The sequence below is a fragment of the Pseudomonas sp. Kh14 genome, from assembly GCF_900291005.1.
Classification (GTDB): Bacteria; Pseudomonadota; Gammaproteobacteria; order Pseudomonadales; family Pseudomonadaceae; genus Aquipseudomonas; species Aquipseudomonas alloputida.
Map to the genome: position 1 here is coordinate 634,409 of NZ_OLKJ01000038.1, position 18,490 is coordinate 652,898.

Below are 18,490 nucleotides of genomic sequence, written 5' to 3' on the forward strand. Positions count from 1 at the left end.
GATCAGACAGCGAACAGCAGGAACTCACGCTCCCAGGAACTGATGACGCGCTTGAAGTTTTCATGCTCGGCGCGCTTGGTAGCGACATACCCGGTGATGAATTTCTTGCCCAGGTACTGCACCAGCGCACGGCTGTTTTCCATGCGCTCCAAGGCGTCTTCGATGGTCAGGGGCAGGCGCAGGTTGCGGCGTTCGTAACCACGGCCCTGCACTGGCGCGCTGGCCTCAATGCCTTCGACCATGCCGATGTAGCCACACAGCAGGCTGGCGGCGATGGCCAGGTATGGGTTGGCGTCGGCGCCCGGCAGGCGGTTTTCGACGCGCCGGCTTTGTGGGCCGGCATCCGGTACACGCAGGCCGACGGTGCGGTTTTCTTCGCCCCACTCCACGTTTACCGGCGCCGAGGTGTCGGGCAGGAAGCGGCGGAACGAGTTGACGTTGGGCGCGAACAGCGGCAGCGCCTCGGGGATGAACTTCTGCAGGCCGCCAATGTGGTTGAGGAACAGCTCACTCATGCTGCCGTCTTCATTGCTGAAGATGTTCTTGCCGGTGGCCACGTCGACCACACTCTGGTGCAGGTGCATGGCACTGCCCGGCTCGCCGGTCATCGGTTTGGCCATGAAGGTGGCAGCCACGTTGTGTTTGAGCGCCGCCTCGCGCATGGTGCGCTTGAACACCAGGATCTGGTCGGCCAGGTGCAGGGCGTCGCCGTGACGGAAGTTGATTTCCATCTGCGCCGTGCCGTCTTCGTGGATCAGCGTGTCGAGGTCCAGTTGCTGCAGCTCGCACCAGTCGTAGACGTCTTCGAAAAGCGGGTCGAATTCGTTGGCAGCTTCGATCGAGAACGACTGACGGCCGGTTTCCGGGCGACCGGAACGGCCTACCGGGGGCTGCAGCGGGAAGTCCGGGTCTTCGCTGCGCTTGGTCAGGTAGAACTCCATCTCCGGTGCGACGATCGGCTGCCAGCCCTTGTCAGCATATAGCTTGAGCACTTTCTTCAGCACGTTGCGCGGCGACAGTTCGACCGGGTTGCCCTTCTTGTCGTAGGTGTCGTGGATGACTTGTGCGGTCGGCTCGATGGCCCACGGCACGAGGAACACGGCGTTCTCGTCAGGGCGGCAGATCATGTCGATGTCTGCAGGGTCGAGCAGTTCGTAATAGATGTCGTCGTCGACGTAATCGCCGGTCACGGTCTGCAGCAGCACGCTCTCGGGCAGCCGCATGCCTTTTTCAGCGATGAATTTGTTGGTTGGCGAAATCTTGCCGCGCGTGATGCCGGTCAGGTCGCTGATCATGCATTCGACTTCGGTGATCTTGTGCTCTTTCAACCAATCGGTGAGCTGGTCGAGGTTGTTACTCATAAATACCTCAGGAGGTAAGGTGGTCCGCGACTTGATTCTGGATGGAGTCGATTGCTAAAGCAAAAACCCACGCGCAGAGCCACAGTGGATACACTGAAATCAGCTGTGTCCGTAATGAGTTCAAAAGGCAGGAAGGCGAAGCGAAAGGCGGCAAGCCGCTGCGAGGACCGGTCCGGGAACGCGAAACGTCAATTATTGCGGCCAGGGCGACCACGCCATAGACGAAGCTTGCAAAAACGACGGATGTACCCGATGGCACTGCGCAGGCAATGCTTTCAGGTCGCGGCAAGCGGACCATGTGACCCTCGTATTATTGTGTTCTGGGTTGAAACCGAGCTTAGCCTTGTTCATTTTTTTACACAACACCTCCGTAAAAAATAAAACACGGCGCACCGGAGATAGCCCTTTACGCGGGAAATAGCGGATAATGGATTGCCCCGATATGCAGCAAATCTGCCGTAGATGTGCCATTTCAGGGCATCATGGGGTTGGCTTGACATCAGTATCTCTTTTCGATTGACTGGTCTTGCAAGCCCCCCTTGATTGATATTTTTAACAACAAAGGTGTTGCATCATGTCGGTACCCCCGCGTGCCGTTCAGCTTAACGAAGCGAACGCGTTCCTTAAGGAACATCCTGAGGTTCTCTACGTTGACCTTCTGATTGCAGATATGAATGGTGTGGTGCGTGGCAAGCGCATAGAGCGCACCAGCCTCCACAAGGTTTACGAGAAAGGCATCAACCTGCCGGCCTCCCTCTTTGCCCTGGACATCAACGGTTCCACCGTCGAAAGCACCGGGCTGGGCCTGGACATCGGCGATGCTGACCGCATCTGCTATCCAATCCCCGACACGCTCTGTAATGAGCCGTGGCAAAAACGCCCTACCGCCCAGCTGCTGATGACCATGCACGAGCTGGAAGGCGAGCCGTTCTTCGCCGACCCGCGTGAAGTGCTGCGCCAAGTGGTGAGCAAGTTCACCGATATGGGCCTGACCATCTGCGCCGCATTCGAGCTGGAGTTCTACCTGATCGATCAGGAGAACGTGAATGGCCGCCCGCAGCCGCCGCGCTCGCCAATTTCGGGCAAACGCCCACAGTCAACCCAGGTGTACCTGATCGACGACCTCGACGAGTATGCCGACTGCCTGCAGGACATCCTCGAAGGCGCGAAAGAACAAGGCATCCCGGCCGACGCCATCGTCAAGGAAAGCGCCCCGGCGCAATTCGAAGTCAACCTGCACCACGTGGCGGACCCGCTCAAGGCCTGCGACTACGCGGTACTGCTCAAGCGGTTGATCAAGAACATCGCCTACGACCATGAAATGGACACCACCTTCATGGCCAAGCCCTACCCGGGCCAGGCAGGCAACGGCCTGCACGTGCACATTTCCGTGCTGGACAAAGATGGCAACAACATCTTCACCAGCGAGGATCCCGAGCAGAACGCCGCGCTACGTCACGCTGTCGGCGGTGTGCTCGAGACCCTGCCCGCGTCCATGGCATTCCTTTGCCCGAACGTCAACTCTTACCGCCGCTTTGGCGCGCAGTTCTACGTGCCGAACGCGCCAAGCTGGGGCCTGGACAACCGCACCGTAGCGCTGCGCGTACCGACCGGCTCGGCCGATGCAGTGCGCATCGAGCACCGCGTCGCCGGTGCCGACGCCAACCCGTACCTGATGATGGCTGCTGTACTGGCTGGCGTGCACCATGGCCTGACCAACAAGATCGAGCCAGGCGCGCCGATCGAAGGCAACTCGTACGAGCAGCTGGAGCAGAGCCTGCCGAACAACCTGCGCGATGCCCTGCGCGAGCTGGACGACAGCGAGATCCTCAACAAGTACATCGATCCGAAGTACATCGACATCTTTGTCGCGTGCAAGGAAAGCGAGCTGGAAGAGTTCGAGCACTCGATCTCCGACCTCGAGTACAACTGGTACCTGCATACCGTGTAAACGAAAACGCCGCCCCTCAAGGGCGGCGTTTTTGTTTAAGACCGGTGTCGCCCTCTTCGCGGGCTCGCCCGCTCCCACAGGGTAATTTCGAGGGCTGAAGCCTGTGGCTTACCTGTGGGAGCGGGCGTGCCCGCGAAGAGGGCGGCCCAGGCTTACAGGGGCTTCTCGAAAATCTTCGAATTGCGCTGGTAGTTGTACAGCGAAGCCCGCGCCGCCGGCAGGCGCTCCACACCACTCGGCGCAAAGCCGCGCTCGCGGAACCAGTGCGCAGTGCGCGTAGTCAGCACGAACAAAGTACTCAAGCCCATCTGCCGTGCCCGACTCTCGATGCGTTCCAGCAGCTCATCGCCACGCCCGCCATGGCGGTACTCCGGGTTCACCGCCAGGCAAGCCAGCTCCCCGGCTTCGGAATCGGCAATCGGGTACAGCGCCGCACAGGCGATGATCATGCCCTCGCGCTCGACCACGCTGAACTGCTCGATCTCTCGCTCCAGCACTTCGCGCGAACGGCGCACCAGGATGCCCTGCTCTTCCAGCGGGCTGATCAACTCCAGCAGGCCACCGACGTCCTCAATGGTCGCCTCGCGCACCACTTCGAACTGCTCCTGCGACACCAGCGTACCGCCACCGCCCCGGGTGAACAGCTCGGTGAGCAGCGCGCCGTCCTCGGCATAGCTGACGATATGGCTGCGCGCCACACCGCCTTTGCAAGCCTCGGCCGCAGCATCCAGCAGTTCGCCTTGGTAATCGCTGCCTAGACGCTGCAAATGCGGAGCAACCTGCTGCGGGCGCAGTTCACGCACCAGCCTACCGTCAGCGTCCAACAGGCCCGGCTCGGCGCCGAACAGCAGCAACTTGTCGGCGCCCAGTTCGATGGCCGCACGGGTAGCCACGTCTTCGCAGGCCAGGTTGAAGATTTCCCCGGTAGGCGAGTAGCCCAAGGGCGACAACAGCACGATGGAGCGCTCGTCGAGGAGGCGGCTGATGCCCTTGCGGTCGACCCGCCGCACTTCGCCAGTGTGGTGGTAGTCCACGCCTTCGAGCACGCCGATCGGCCGCGCGGTGACCAGGTTGCCGGAGGCCACGCGCAGGCGCGAGCCCTGCATCGGCGAAGCGGCGATGTCCATCGACAGCCGCGCTTCAATGGCCAGGCGCAGGGCGCCGACGGCATCGATCACGCAATCCAGGGTAGCCGCATCAGTAATACGCATGCCCCGGTGATAGTGCGGGGTCAGGCCGCGATCGGCCAGCCGGCTTTCGATCTGCGGGCGCGAGCCATGCACCAGCACCAGCCGCACGCCCAGACTGTGCAGCAGCACCAGGTCGTGGACGATGTTGCCGAAATTAGGGTGTTCCACCCCATCGCCAGGGAGCATGACCACGAAGGTGCAGTCGCGATGGGCATTGATATAGGGGGATGCATGACGCAGCCAGTTGACGTAATCGGGCATGACAGGGCCTGTGGATAAGTGGACGGAGAACGGCGATGCAGGGGGCGTTCAGGATCATCGTCGGAACAGGCTTGCGGTCACGCGCGGTCTCCTCTAGGCAGGAACGAATCAGTTCGATTGACGTTTAGTGCAGGCAATAGTGCCGGATCAGGTCACGCAATAGACGCACGGTAGGCTCGATTCGTGACATTTCAAGGTATTCGCCGGGCTGGTGGGCGCAGGCGATGTCGCCAGGGCCCAGCACGATGGTCTGGCAGCCCAGTTGCTGAAGATAAGGTGCTTCGGTGCCGAACGCCACCGCTTCAGCGCGATGGCCGGTCAGGCGCTCCGCGACCTGTACCAGTTCGACATCGGCAGCCTGCTCGAACGGCGGCACCTCCGGGAACAGCGGCGCATAGTCGATGCGCACCTCATGGCGCTCGGCCACGGGTACCAGCTTTTCGCGAATGGCCGCGCGCAGCTGGTCCACGTCCATGCCCGGCAGCGGCCGCAGGTCGAACTCCAGGGCGCACTGGCCGCAGATACGGTTGGGGTTGTCGCCGCCATGGATGCAGCCGAAGTTCATGGTCGGGGTCGGCACGGTGAATTGCGGGTTGCTATAGGTTTGTTGCCACTGCTGGCGCAGGCCCATCAGCTCGCCCATGACCGCATGCATGGCCTCCATGGCGCTGCGGCCCAGGCTTGGGTCCGACGAATGGCCGCTGCGACCGAGGATGTCGATACGGTCCATGAGGATGCCCTTGTGCATGCGGATCGGCCGCAGCCCGGTAGGCTCACCGATTATCGCTGCACGGCCCAGTGGCTGGCCGGCCTCGGCCAGGGCACGGGCGCCGGACATGGAGCTTTCCTCGTCGCAGGTGGCAAGGATCAGCAGCGGCTCCTTGAAGTCGTGCTCCAGCAGGGGGATGACCGCTTCGATGACCAGGGCAAAGAAGCCCTTCATGTCGCAGCTGCCCAGGCCGACCCAACGGCCATCGGTCTCGGTCAGCTTCAGCGGGTCGCTGGCCCACAGTTGCTCGTCATAGGGCACGGTATCGCTGTGCCCGGCCAGCACCAGCCCTCCCGGGCCGGTGCCACGACTGGCCAGCAGGTTGAACTTGCCGGGAGTGACCTGCTGGATATCGCACTTGAAACCCAGGTCGCTCAGCCAACCGGCCAGCAGGTCGATAACCTGGCGGTTGGACTGGTCCAGCGCAGGTTGGGTACAGCTGACCGAAGGCGCGGCGATCAAGGCGGCAAACTGGTCTTTCAGCGTCGGCAACGGCATGCCCGTACTCCTCGGAAACGTTGCCCATCATAGGACTATCCGCTGTCTGGAATAAACCGTTGAGGGCTGACTGCTGTAGACTCTCTGCCAACCACGCCCCCTCTTTCGAGTCTGTGATGCACAAAGAAACCGAACTGAAGCTCCGCGCCAGCCGCGAGACCCTTGCCGCACTGCGCGAGCACCCTCTGCTGAAAAAGCGCAACAAGTCCGGCTGGCAGACCCGTGAACTGCTCAACCAGTACTTCGACACCCCCGAGCGTGAGCTGTCCGCCGCCCGTGTCGCCCTGCGCCTGCGCCGCGATGGCGACGCTGTCATCCAAACCCTCAAGTGCCGCGGCCAGAGCGTGGCTGGCCTGTCCGAGCGCAACGAGTACGAATGGAACCTGGACAAGGTCAAGCTCGACCTGAAGAAGCTGGACGCCACCTGCTGGCCCGAGCAACTGGCCAACCTGGACAAGAAAACCATCAAGCCGCTGTTCACCACCGACTTCAGCCGTGAATACGCTGAAATCGCCTGGGGCCGTGGCAAGAGCAAGGTGGTGATCGAGGCCGCGCTGGACCAAGGCTTCGTGATCGCCGGCAAGCGCAAGGAAGAGATCTGCGAGCTGGAACTGGAACTGCGTGAAGGTGAACCGCAAGCCCTGCTGGAACTGGCCGCAGAACTGGCCGCCAGCCTGCCACTGATGCCGTGCGACATCAGCAAGGCTGAGCGCGGTTACCGCCTGCTGGAACCGGACAGCTACGAGCTGGACCTGCCGCATACCGCGCTGGAAGCCGAAATGGCCTTGGACGACGCCTATGCCGCCCTCGCCTGGCAACTGCTGGGCAGCAGCCAGCGCCTGGCCGAGCAGTACCGCCACAACGGCCACTGGCGCCTGCTCCAGGACTGGGTCGAGTGCCTGAGCGAGCTGCGCGCACTCACCGCCAGCCTGGGCCAGGCGGCACCGCGCGCCACCACCCGCGACCTGCGCGCCAGCCTTGATGCCTTGCTTGAAGACTGGCGCCCGCTGGTTCAGGCCGGCAACGATGACGAAGACATCCGTCGCGCCGCGCCCGAGCAGTTTGCCGAAGAACTGGAAGACGTACGCTGGGGCCAGTTCTCGCTGGAAACCTCACGCTGGCTGATGGCCCGGACCTGGACCGCAGAGCGCAAGGGCCGCGGCGAACGCCAGGGCAAGGCGCAACTGGCCAGCTGGCTGGGGCACCTGCTGGGCGAGGAAGGCCGCGCGCTGAAGCTGCCGCTGTACACCCAGCGCCCGGAAGACCTGGCCGAGCAGCTGCCACGTATCGAGCAGCTTCTGGCCTGGCTGCACCACGCCCGCCAGGTGCTGGAAGCGCCGCAGATGGACCGCTTGTACGGCGACCTGAAAAAGCTGCACGAGCTGGCCGAGCAGCCCATCAGCGATGAAGTGCTGGAAGCGCGTATCGAACAGGCTCGAGCGGTGGACCAGAGCCGCGGCTGGAAGCACCTGCTCAAGGCGTGATACCGCGTCGCCTGCTTCGCGGGTAAACCCGCTCCTACAAAGGTTCGCGTCAGGCGTGAGGCCGGTGTAGGCGCGGGTTTACCCGCGAATGGCCTCACCGGTGTAGGAGCGGGTTTACCCGCGAATATCCTTAACGCGATAGCGGCAGGCTAGTGGTGGACTTGATCTCGGAAAGCGCCACAATCGAGTTCACCTCCTGAATCCCCGGCACGTTCGACAATTTTTCGAAGAAGAACCGCTCGTAGGCCTCGATGTCCGACGTGACGATTCGCAGCAGAAAGTCCACGGCCCCCATCAGCACATAACACTCCAGCACCTCAGGGAACCCGCGGATCGCCTCGGTGAACTCGGTAAAGTTGGAGCGCCCATGGGCGTTCAGTTTCACTTCGGCGAAAATCTGCGTGTTCAGGCCGACCTTCTTGCGGTCCAGCAAGGTCACCTGCCCACGAATCACCCCCTCTTCCTTCAAGCGCTGAATGCGCCGCCAGCACGGCGATTGCGACAGCCCGACGCGCTCGGCGATCTGTGCACTGGACAGCGAAGCGTCCTCCTGCAGCAGCTCGAGGATGCGACGGTCGTAGGTGTCCAGCTCGCTGTGCATTATTTATGCTCCATCTTAGATATTTTTGGATAAAAGAATTCACAAATAGGGCGAAATCCCCCAATCATAGCGAAAAAATACCGCCAGCAACGTGCAAGAATTTCTCCCTCATTTGCGGAGACCAGCATGAACGCACAGCCCCGTACCGACGCCTGGGCCGCCACCAACGCCCACAGCACCGTGCACTATCGCCTGCAGGCCGAGGCCGAGCCCGATAGCCTGTGCCGGGTGCTCAACCTGTTCGCCTTGCAGTTCCTGACCCCGCATAGCGTGCAGGTCAGCCAGCAGGATGACTGGCTGGATATCGAAATTGGCATTGGCGGGTTGAGCTGGCACCGGGCCGAGGTCATTGCACAGAAGCTGCGTAACCTGGTGTGTGTGGGTGAGGTGAGCCTGACCAACTTGCAGCGAGTGGCGTTGGCAGTGGTCTGAACCACCCTCTCTGCCGGGCCGGTACCGCATGGCACTCAAGGCCCGTGCGATCCCTGTAGGAGCGGGTTCACCCGCGAAGCGTCCGGGACAGGCGCAGCAAAATCCCGAAACCTTTCACCTCCGATAGCCACCCGCCGCCCGGCTAGCCTTGATCAACACTACCCGATCAGGCACGGACGCCAACCATGCACACCCCCGACAACCTGGCACTCGACCTCAAGCGCGTGCTCCAGGCCCTGCTCGCTGACCAGCACCTGCACGCCAGCGATACCCTGCAAGTACTCGAACACGCCGCCGCCCACCCCGCTAGCCACCCGCTGGAACACATCGCCGCCTGCAGCCTGGAAAGCCGCCAGCACCCCGGCCAGCCCCTGGACCTGGAGCACCTTTGCCAGTGGCTGGCCGACAAGGTCGGCCAACCCTACCTGCGCATCGACCCCATGCAACTCGACCTGCCCCAGGTCACCGGCCTGATCTCCCCAGCCTTCGCCCAGCGCCACGGCATCCTCATCGTCGCGGCTGATGCCTGCAGCGTCACCGTCGCCAGCGCCCAGCCTTTCCAGGATGACTGGCAGGCCGACCTGGCCCGCAGCCTCGGCCGGTCGATCCGTCGCGTACTGGCCAGCCCGCAGCAGATCCGTCAGTCAGCGCAGTCGTTCCACCGCCTGGCCCAGTCGGTAAAAGGCGCGCAATACCAGCAGTCGGCCAGCCTGGGGGAACTTGAGCAATTGCTTGAGCTGGGCAAACGCCAGGCCGAGGCCAGCGCAGACGACGCGCATATCGTGCATATCGTCGACTGGCTGTTGCAGTACGCCATCGAGCAACGCGCCAGTGATATCCACCTGGAACCACGCCGCGAACAGGGCCAGCTGCGCTACCGTATCGATGGCCTGCTGCACACCGTCTATGCCTTCCCCGCCGGGGTCACCCTGGCCCTCGTCAGCCGCCTGAAACACCTGGGCCGCATGGACGTTGCCGAGAAGCGCCGGCCGCAGGACGGCCGGCTGCAAAGCCGCCTACCCGGGGGTGGCGAAGTGGAGCTGCGGCTTTCGACCCTGCCCACCCCGTTTGGCGAGAAACTGGTGCTGCGCCTGTTCGACCCGCAACAGTTGCAAGAGGGCTTCGACCGCCTTGGCCTGCACGGCCAGCAACTGGCCCAATGGCAGCGCCTGCTTCGTCAGCGCCAAGGCATCATCCTGGTCACCGGCCCCACCGGCTCCGGTAAAACCAGCACGCTGTACACCAGCCTCAAACTGCTGGCCACCCCACAGGTCAACCTGTGCACCATCGAAGACCCGATCGAGCGCCTGGAGCCAGCCTTCAACCAGCTGCAGGTACAGCCCACGCTGGACCTGGGGTTTGCCAACGCGGTCAGGGCCATGCTGCGCCAAGATCCCGATATCATCATGATCGGCGAAATCCGCGACCGCGAAACCGCTCTGGTGGCGGTGCAGGCAGCGCTGACCGGGCACCTGGTGCTATCGACCCTGCATACCAACGACGCCTGCGCAGCAATCACCCGTTTGCAAGAGCTGGGTGTGGCCGACTACCTGATCAAGGCGACGCTTATCGGGGTGATGGCCCAGCGCCTGGTGCGAACCGTCTGCACCGACTGCCAGGCAGGTTCATCAGCCACCTGCCGAGCCTGCCGCGGCACCGGTTTTCAGGGGCGCACGGGATTATTCGAACTGCTCGAGCCCAGCGATACCTTGCGCGCATTGATCGGCCCTGATGCCGACCTGACCTGTTTGCGGCGCCAGGCGCTGGCCGATGGCCTGGTTGACCTGCGCCATTGCGGCGAGGCCAAAGTAGCCGCTGGGCAGACCCGTGCCGAGGAAGTGCTGCGCGTCTGCAACTGACGAAAAGTCCTTTGTATTCAAGGAACTTGCCTTGTCCGAAAAGATCCAAGCGCGCATCTTCAACCATCACCCTTCGAGGTGTTTCAACATGCGTCTCAAAACCGCCATTGCCGCCGCTACCTTGCTTTCGCTGCCTATTGGCTCGGCCATGGCCGATACCTTCTGGCGTAACGTGATGACTTCCGGTGCTACCACGGCATCGAGCTACCTGACCTCGCGGGATCACAAGCTGGTAGTGGCCGCGCAGGATGACGCCAGCAGCTTCGTCGCCAGCGAAGGCGCGATCCGCGGGCCGTTCCTGGAAGCGGCCATGCGCGAGGCACGGGCAGAGAACCCAGGGATGCAGGCTTCCGACATGGAGTTGGCCAATGCCATCCTGGCCAAAAATGCAGTAGCCGAGTAACCGCGTCGCCTGCTTCGCGGGTAAACCCGCTCTACAGGCACCCGCGAAGCATCCAACACCAACCTTAGCGATAAGCCTCCACCGGCACACACGCACAGAACAGGTTCCTGTCCCCATACACGTTGTCTACCCGGTTCACCGCCGGCCAGTATTTGTGCTGGCGCACGTGAGCACTGGGGGCCACCGCCTGCTCCAGGCTATACGGCCTGTCCCATACCCCCAACACATCAGCCAAGGTATGCGGTGCATGTTTCAGCGGGTTGTTCTCCGCTGGCCAGTTGTCCTGCTGTACTTCGTCAATTTCCGCCCGTATCGCCAGCATCGCCTCGACGAACCGGTCCAGCTCGGCCTTCGATTCACTCTCGGTCGGCTCCACCATCAACGTACCCGGCACCGGGAACGACATGGTCGGTGCGTGGAAGCCATAGTCCATCAGGCGCTTGGCCACGTCCTCTTCGCTGATGCCTGTCAGTGCCTTCAACGGCCGCAGGTCGAGGATGCATTCATGCGCCACGCGCTGGTTGCGCCCACGGTAGAGCACCGGGAACGCCGCGCCCAACTGGCTGGCCAGGTAGTTGGCCGAAAGGATAGCCACCTCGCTGGCGTCGGCCAGCTGCGGGCCCATCATGGCGATGTACATCCAGCTGATCGGCAAGATGCTTGCGCTGCCCCAGGGCGCGGCGCTGACCGCGCTGTTGTTCGGGTCCAACCCAGGCACCGGCACTACCGGATGGCTGGCGACGAACGGCTTGAGGTGCGCGCGGATACCGATCGGCCCCATACCCGGGCCGCCACCGCCGTGGGGAATGCAGAATGTCTTGTGCAGGTTCATGTGTGAAACATCGGCCCCAATGTCTGCGGGGCGCGCCAGGCCCACCTGGGCATTGAGGTTGGCACCGTCCATGTAAACCTGGCCGCCGTGCTGGTGCACCACATCGCAGATTTCGCGTATCCCCTCCTCGTACACACCGTGGGTCGAGGGGTAGGTAATCATCAGGCACGACAGACGCTCCCCGGCCGCGCGTGCCTTGGCTTTGAGGTCAGCCAGGTCGACGTTGCCATCGTTGTCGCAATCAACGATCACCACTTCCATGCCGGCCATCTGTGCCGATGCCGGGTTGGTGCCGTGGGCCGACGACGGGATCAGGCACAACGTGCGCATCGGCTGGTGGCGGCTGCAGTGATAGCGCGTAATGGCCATCAGGCCGGCGTATTCACCCTGAGCACCGGAGTTGGGCTGCATGCAGATCGCATCGAAGCCGGTGATCGCGCACAGCCAGCTTTCCAGTTCGTCGATCATCGCCTTGTAGCCTGCCGCCTGGGCCGCCGGGGCGAACGGGTGCAGCTGGGCAAAACCGGGCCAGGTGATGGGGATCATCTCACTGGTGGCGTTGAGTTTCATGGTGCACGAGCCCAGCGGGATCATCGACTGATTCAGCGCCAGGTCCTTGTTCTCTAGCTGCTTGAGGTAGCGCAGCATCTCTGTTTCGCTGTGATGCAGGTTGAACACCGGGTGGCCGAGGAATGACGTGCGTCGCACCAGGCTGGCGGGTATGCCTTCAGGCAGGGCCAACTGGTCGAGGGCGGTGATTTCCAGGCCATGATCCACCCCCAGGAAGATGTCGAGCAGGCGCAGCACCGTCTGTTCGTTGCAGGTTTCGTCCAGGCTCACGCCCAGGTGCCCGCGACCGAGGATGCGCAAATTGATGTGCGCGGCCTCGGCGCTTTCAATGATGGCCGCCTGGGCACCGCCAACATTCAGGGTAAGGGTGTCGAAGAAGTGCTGATTGAGGCGTTTGATGCCTTTGGCCTCAAGGCCGGCAGCCAGGATGAAGGTCAGCCGGTGCACACGCTGAGCGATGCGTTGCAGGCCTTCCGGGCCGTGGTACACCGCGTAGAAGCCAGCAATGTTGGCCAGCAGCACCTGGGCCGTGCAGATGTTGGAGTTGGCCTTTTCGCGGCGAATATGCTGCTCGCGGGTCTGCAGGGCCATCCGTAACGCGGTGTTGCCACGGGCATCGCGCGACACGCCGATGATGCGCCCCGGCATGGCCCGCTTGTAGTCGTCGCGACAGGCGAAATAGGCCGCGTGAGGCCCGCCGTAGCCCATCGGCACACCAAAGCGCTGGGTCGAGCCCAGCACCACATCGGCGCCCAGCTCTCCGGGCGGTGCCAGCACCACCAGGCTCAGCAGGTCAGCGGCTACGCAGGCCAAGGCCTGCTGGCTGTGCAACTGGTCAATCAGCGGGCGCAAATCGCGCACTTCGCCGTGGGTGTCGGGGTACTGCAGCAAAGCGCCGAACACCGAGTGTTTGGCAAGGTTATCCACAGAATCGACGATCAGCTCGAAGCCGAAGCCTTCGGCGCGGGTCTTGAGTACCGATAGGGTCTGCGGATGGCAGTGCTCGTCGGCAAAGAAGGCGTTGCTCTTGTTGCGTGCCACCCGCTTGGCCAGGGCCATGGCTTCGGCGGCAGCGGTGGCTTCATCGAGCAGCGAGGCATTGGCCAGAGGCAGGCCGGTGAGGTCGATGACCATTTGCTGGAAGTTCAGCAGCGCCTCCAGCCGGCCTTGGGCAATTTCGGGTTGATAGGGCGTGTAGGCGGTATACCAACCGGGGTTTTCCAGCACGTTGCGCAGGATGACCGTGGGGGTGATGGTGCCGTGGTAGCCCATGCCGATGAGACTGGTCCAAACCTGGTTCTGTTCGGCATAACCGGCGAGCTTGGCCAGGGCGGCTTGCTCGTCCAGTGCCGCTGGGAGGTCGAGGGGGCGATTGAGGCGGATGTCTGGCGGAACGGTCTGCTCGATCAGCTCCTTGCGGCTGGCGATACCCAGCGCGTTGAGCATGGCCTGCTGCTCTGTGGCATCGGGGCCCAGGTGGCGACGCAGAAATGGGTTGAGCTCTTGCAGTTGATGCAGGGATGGCGACTGGGACATGACGACGCTCTCTTCCTAGACCAGGTCTCATGGAGACTTACAAGTCTAGGAAGGGATTGCCGATTGTGCGGGGAAACTTGTTTGCAGGCCCGGCCTCTTCGCGGCTAAAGCCGCTCCTACAGGGGCTGCACCCGTCTCGAGTGCAGCGCTGCACCTGTGTAGGAGCGGCTTTAGCCGCGAAGCAAGCGACGCGGTCTTACTCGCCAATCAGCGCCTGGTAACCAGCCGCATCCAGCAAGTTGTCCAGCTCGGCCGGGTTGCTTGGCTTCAATTTGAAGATCCACGAATCGTAAGGCTCTTCGTTGAGCAGTTCCGGGTTCTCAGCCAACTCTTCGTTGACCGCAATCACTTCGCCACCGACCGGGGCGTAGATGTCCGAAGCGGCCTTGACCGACTCAACTACACCCGCAGGGTCGCCAGCGCCAAACACTTTGCCGACTTCCGCCAGTTCGACGAACACCACATCACCCAAGGCTTGCTGGGCGTGATCGCTGATACCCACGGTCACACTGCCGTCGGCTTCCAGGCGAGCCCACTCATGGCTTTCGGCAAAACGCAGTTCGGCGGGGATATTGCTCATGTCTTGAATTCCTCGATTGGCTCAGCGGTACGCCCGCCGGTTATAAATTGTTCAGATCAGGATCTTGCCGTGGCGCACGAAGGTCGGTTTGACCACCCGCACCGGGTACCACTTGCCGCGAATTTCCACCTCGGCCCGATCACCGGTAGCCATAGGCACGCGCGCCAACGCAATGGACTTGCTCAGCGTAGGCGAGAAACTACCACTGGTGATCTCCCCTTCGCCAATGCCGGCTACACGCACGACCTGATGGGCGCGCAGTACACCACGCTCTTCCAGCACCAGACCCACCAGTTTTTCCTGCACGCCGTGCTCGATTTCCGCAAGCAGGCCGACACGGCCGATGAAGTTGCGCTCGGCCGGTTCCCAGGCGATGCTCCAGCCCAGGTTGGAGGTGAGCGGGGTGTGGTTTTCGTCGATGTCCTGGCCGTACAGGTTCATGCCGGCTTCCAGGCGCAGGGTATCGCGGGCGCCCAGGCCGCTTGGGGCGATACCGGCGCCGACCAGGTCATTGAAGAAGGCCACCGCCTGATCGCCCGGGAAAATGATCTCCAGGCCGTCCTCGCCGGTATAACCGGTGCGGGCAATGAACCAGTCGCCATCGGCAACGCCCTCGAACGGGCGTAGTTCGCGGATGAGTGCAGCGCGCGCGGGGCTGAGCAGGGCCGCGACCTTTTCGCGGGCCCGCGGCCCCTGGATGGCAAGGATGGCCAAATCAGGGCGAACCTGGAAGTCCACGGAAAAACCGGCACGCTGCGATTGCAGCCAATCGAGCACCTTGGCACGGGTGGCGGCGTTGGTGACCAGGCGATATCCGGTTTCAGTGCGGTAGACGATCAGATCATCGATCACCCCGCCCTGTTCGTTCAGCAGTGGGCTATACAGCGCCTTGCCGGTGTCGTCGAGGCGGGCCACGTCGTTGGCCAGCAAGTGCTGCAGCCAAACAGTGGCATCATTGCCGCCAACATCGATCACGGTCATATGGGAGACATCGAAGACGCCGCAATCGCTGCGCACCTGGTGGTGCTCCTCGACCTGCGAGCCATAGTGCAGGGGCATGTCCCAGCCACCGAAATCGACCGTCTTGGCGCCTAACGCCAGGTGCAGGTCATACAAAAGCGTGCGCTGTCCCATGGGTTTCTCCTTCCGGGCGTGGCGAAGCGGCGGCGGTCGATGACGTTGGGTCGTCAGCTTTTCTTGTTACTCACACCCGCCGCGCGAATGCCGCGCATTGTAGCCGCAAGGTCGCAAACTGACATCCTCAGTGACTGTGACCGGGTCGACGTGCCGAACGGCGAATCAGGCCGATGACCGGCAGCAGCCCCACCAATACCAAGGTCAGTGCCGGCAGCGAGGCTCGCGCCCACTCGCCTTCGCTGGTCATCTCAAACACCCGCACGGCGAGGGTGTCCCAGCCGAACGGCCGCATCAGCAAGGTGGCGGGCATTTCCTTGAGCACATCGACGAATACCAGCAGCGCGGCGCTAAGTGCCCCCGGCACCAGCAGCGGTAGATACACCGTGAAAAACAATCTTGTGCCGCCAACACCCAGGCTGCGCGAGGCTTCAGGGAGTGACGGGCGGATGCGCTCCAGGCTGCTCTCCAGCGGCCCGTAGGCCACCGCGATGAAGCGCACCAGGTAGGCCAGCAGCAACGCCGAGAGGCTACCTAGCAGCAGCGGCTTGCCGGCGCCACCCAGCCAGCTGGACAACGGGATGACCAGGTGGTTGTCGAGGTAACTGAAGGCCAGCATGATCGATACCGCCAACACCGAACCGGGCAGGGCATACCCCAGATTGGCCAGGCCAACCCCGGCGCGGATACCGCCCGTCGGTGCCTGGCGCCGGGCAAAGGCCAGCAGCAGCGCCACACATACCGTGACCAGCGCCGCCATGCTGCCCAGGTACAGGGTGTGCAGCACCAGGCCGACATAACGCTCATCCAGGTCATGCCGACCGCGTTGCCAGAACCACACCAGCAACTGCAACAGCGGGATGACGAAAGCGCAGGCGAACACCAGCAGGCACCAGCCACTGGCCAACAGTGCCTTGAGACCACGCAGGTGATAAAGCGCCTGCGCGCGCGGCCGTTCGTTGCCGCTCCGACTGGCACCGCGGGCGCGGCGCTCGCCGTACAGCACCAGCATCACCGCCAGCAGCAGCAGGCTGGCCAGCTGGGCCGCACTGGACAAGCTGAAAAAGCCGTACCAGGTCTTGTAGATGGCTGTGGTGAAGGTGTCGAAGTTGAATACGGCCACTGCACCGAAGTCAGCCAGGGTTTCCATCAGCGCCAGGGCGATACCGGCACCGATCGCCGGCCGAGCCATGGGTAAGGCCACCCGCCAGAAAGCCTGCAGGGGCGATAACCCAAGTACCCGCGCCGCCTCCATCAGGCCCTTGCCCTGAGCCAGGAAAGCCGTGCGCGCCAACAAGTAGACATAGGGATAGAAGACCAGCACCAGGACGGTGATTACCCCACCGGTGGAACGCACCCGAGGCAGGCGCATTGGCCCAAACACCTCGCGCAGGGCGCTTTGCACCGGGCCGGCAAAGTCCAGCAGGCCGACGAAGACAAACGCCAGCACGTAGGCCGGGATGGCGAACGGTAACATCAGCGCCCAGTCCAGCCAGCGTCGACCGGGGAAGTCGCAGAGGCTGGTAAGCCAGGCCAGGCTGACGCCCAGCACGGTCACACCAATGCCCACGCCCACCACCAGGGTCAGGGTATTGCCGAGCAGGCGCCCCATCTGGGTGTCGAGCAGGTGGGACCAGATCTGCAGGTCGATGGATTGCCAGGACAACAGCAGCACGCTCAGGGGCAGCAGCACCAAGGCGGCGATCAGGGAGACCGGGAGGTACCAGCGGCGTTGGGGGGTGTGGGGCAAATTGAATGTCTCTGTGGCTGATTTGCGACCGCTTTGCGGTCGTTCGCGGGTAAACCCGCTCCTACAGGGACCGCGCAGCCTTCAAAGGCAGTGCAGATCCTGTAGGAGCGGGTTTACCCGCGAAAGGGCCCTAACGGGCCCAAAGAGGATAAAGCCTGGCGCTTAGTTGTAGCCAGCCCGATCCATCAGGCGAATGGCTTCAGCCTGGCGCTTGCCGGCAATTTCCACCGGAATGCTATCGGCCTTGAAGCTGCCCCACGCCGCCACTTCCTCCGATGGTTTCACCTTCGGGTTGGCCGGGAACTCCTGGTTGATATCAGCAAAAAGCTTTTGCGCTTCTTCGCCGGTCATCCATTCCACCAGTTTCTTCGCGGCTTCCGGGTGTGGCGCATGCTTGGTCAGGCCGATGCCCGACAGGTTCACGTGCACGCCACGGTCACCCTGATTGGGCCAGAAGATCTTCACCGGCAGGTTCGGGTTCTGCTTGTGCAGACGGCCGTAGTAGTAGGTGTTGACCACGCCCACATCACACTGCCCGGCCTCGATGGCCTGGATCACCGCGTTGTCGTCGGAGAACACATCGGTGGACAGGTTGTTGACCCACCCTTTGACGATTTTCTCGGTCTTGGCCTCACCGTGGGTTTCGATCAGGGTGGCGGTCAGCGACTGGTTGTACACCTTCTTGGCCGTGCGCAGGCACAGACGGCCTTCCCACTGTTTGTCAGCCAGGGCTTCGTAGGTGCTCAACTCCTCGGGTTTGACCCGCTCGGTGGAGTAGATGATGGTGCGGGCGCGCAGGCTCAGGCCGGTCCAGTCATGGGACGAGGCGCGGTACTGCGCCGGGATGTTCTGGTCGATGACGTCGGACTCGATCGGCTGCAGAATGCCCATCTGCTCGGCCTGCCACAGGTTGCCTGCATCGACGGTCAGCAGCAGGTCGGCCACACCATTGTCGCCCTCGGCCTTGATGCGCTGCATCAGCGGGGCTTCCTTGTCGGTGATGAACTTGATCTTGACCCCGGTCTTGGCGGTATAGGCATCGAACACCGGCTTGATCAGCTCGTCGATGCGCGAGGAGTACACCACCACTTCGTCCGCTGCCTGGGCAGTGCCGCCGAACAGGGTCAGGGCCAAGGCGGCCAGTAGGGGCTTGCGTGGCAACATTTTAAGCACTCCTCGATCATATGAGAGGTGCGAATGGTAGTGAATCCCATTTTCTGGCTCACCTATCTAGGCGTTACCGGATGTTGCAAAGGACTGCTACGCAGCCGATCACGAC

14 protein-coding genes are annotated in these 18,490 nt (G+C 62.7%); 5 read left to right on the forward strand and 9 right to left on the reverse strand.

What is annotated here, in order from left to right; all coding sequences use genetic code 11:
• Positions 1-2: 2 nt before the first annotated feature.
• Complete coding sequence (locus FQ668_RS25305; RefSeq protein WP_003253727.1) at positions 3-1,361, reverse strand: glutamine synthetase family protein; 1,359 nt, start codon at positions 1,359-1,361, stop codon at positions 3-5.
• A gap of 574 nt (positions 1,362-1,935) precedes the next feature.
• On the opposite strand from FQ668_RS25305, the gene FQ668_RS25315 reads away from it, so the two are divergent.
• On the forward strand, positions 1,936-3,312 hold the full coding sequence (locus tag FQ668_RS25315) for a glutamine synthetase family protein (protein ID WP_014592784.1): 1,377 nt from the start codon (positions 1,936-1,938) through the stop codon (positions 3,310-3,312).
• Between the two features lie 152 nt (positions 3,313-3,464).
• Here the strand turns inward: FQ668_RS25315 and argA are convergent, their stop codons facing one another.
• Positions 3,465-4,763 (reverse strand): amino-acid N-acetyltransferase, encoded by a 1,299-nt coding sequence (gene argA / locus FQ668_RS25320; protein WP_003253723.1) that lies wholly within the window; start codon positions 4,761-4,763, stop codon positions 3,465-3,467.
• 124 nt (positions 4,764-4,887) lie between these two features.
• Positions 4,888-6,030 (reverse strand): acetylornithine deacetylase, encoded by a 1,143-nt coding sequence (gene argE / locus FQ668_RS25325; protein ID WP_014592785.1) that lies wholly within the window; start codon positions 6,028-6,030, stop codon positions 4,888-4,890.
• Between the two features lie 116 nt (positions 6,031-6,146).
• Between argE and FQ668_RS25330 the strand changes: the two genes are divergently transcribed.
• Positions 6,147-7,514 (forward strand): inorganic triphosphatase, encoded by a 1,368-nt coding sequence (locus FQ668_RS25330; protein ID WP_003253720.1) that lies wholly within the window; start codon positions 6,147-6,149, stop codon positions 7,512-7,514.
• A gap of 130 nt (positions 7,515-7,644) precedes the next feature.
• Here FQ668_RS25330 and FQ668_RS25335 read toward each other — a convergent pair whose 3' ends face one another.
• Positions 7,645-8,115 carry an Lrp/AsnC family transcriptional regulator gene (locus FQ668_RS25335; protein WP_014592787.1) on the reverse strand — a complete coding sequence of 157 codons (471 nt, stop codon included), beginning with the start codon at positions 8,113-8,115 and terminating at the stop codon, positions 7,645-7,647.
• Between the two features lie 126 nt (positions 8,116-8,241).
• Between FQ668_RS25335 and FQ668_RS25340 the strand changes: the two genes are divergently transcribed.
• The 3 genes from FQ668_RS25340 (at position 8,242) to FQ668_RS25350 (ending at position 10,809) form a co-directional block, all read left to right on the forward strand.
• Complete coding sequence (locus FQ668_RS25340; protein ID WP_003253715.1) at positions 8,242-8,547, forward strand: hypothetical protein; 306 nt, start codon at positions 8,242-8,244, stop codon at positions 8,545-8,547.
• A 185-nt stretch (positions 8,548-8,732) separates the two neighbouring features.
• Positions 8,733-10,406 (forward strand): GspE/PulE family protein, encoded by a 1,674-nt coding sequence (locus tag FQ668_RS25345; RefSeq protein WP_019437292.1) that lies wholly within the window; start codon positions 8,733-8,735, stop codon positions 10,404-10,406.
• An 88-nt stretch (positions 10,407-10,494) separates the two neighbouring features.
• On the forward strand, positions 10,495-10,809 hold the full coding sequence (locus tag FQ668_RS25350) for a DUF2388 domain-containing protein (protein WP_004575834.1): 315 nt from the start codon (positions 10,495-10,497) through the stop codon (positions 10,807-10,809).
• A gap of 64 nt (positions 10,810-10,873) precedes the next feature.
• Here FQ668_RS25350 and gcvP read toward each other — a convergent pair whose 3' ends face one another.
• The 5 genes from gcvP to FQ668_RS25375 form a co-directional block, all read right to left on the reverse strand.
• Entirely contained in the window at positions 10,874-13,747 is a 2,874-nt protein-coding gene (gcvP, locus tag FQ668_RS25355) for an aminomethyl-transferring glycine dehydrogenase (protein WP_019437293.1), read from the reverse strand.
• A 196-nt stretch (positions 13,748-13,943) separates the two neighbouring features.
• Positions 13,944-14,327, reverse strand: a complete 384-nt coding sequence (gene gcvH / locus FQ668_RS25360; RefSeq protein WP_014592791.1) for a glycine cleavage system protein GcvH — start codon at positions 14,325-14,327, stop codon at positions 13,944-13,946.
• A 51-nt stretch (positions 14,328-14,378) separates the two neighbouring features.
• Positions 14,379-15,461 carry a glycine cleavage system aminomethyltransferase GcvT gene (gcvT, locus tag FQ668_RS25365; RefSeq protein ID WP_019437294.1) on the reverse strand — a complete coding sequence of 361 codons (1,083 nt, stop codon included), beginning with the start codon at positions 15,459-15,461 and terminating at the stop codon, positions 14,379-14,381.
• Between the two features lie 127 nt (positions 15,462-15,588).
• Positions 15,589-17,211, reverse strand: coding sequence for an iron ABC transporter permease (locus tag FQ668_RS25370; protein ID WP_019437295.1), 1,623 nt, complete (start codon positions 17,209-17,211; stop codon positions 15,589-15,591).
• 162 nt (positions 17,212-17,373) lie between these two features.
• Entirely contained in the window at positions 17,374-18,375 is a 1,002-nt protein-coding gene (locus FQ668_RS25375; protein ID WP_019437296.1) for an extracellular solute-binding protein, read from the reverse strand.
• Positions 18,376-18,490 lie beyond the last annotated feature (115 nt).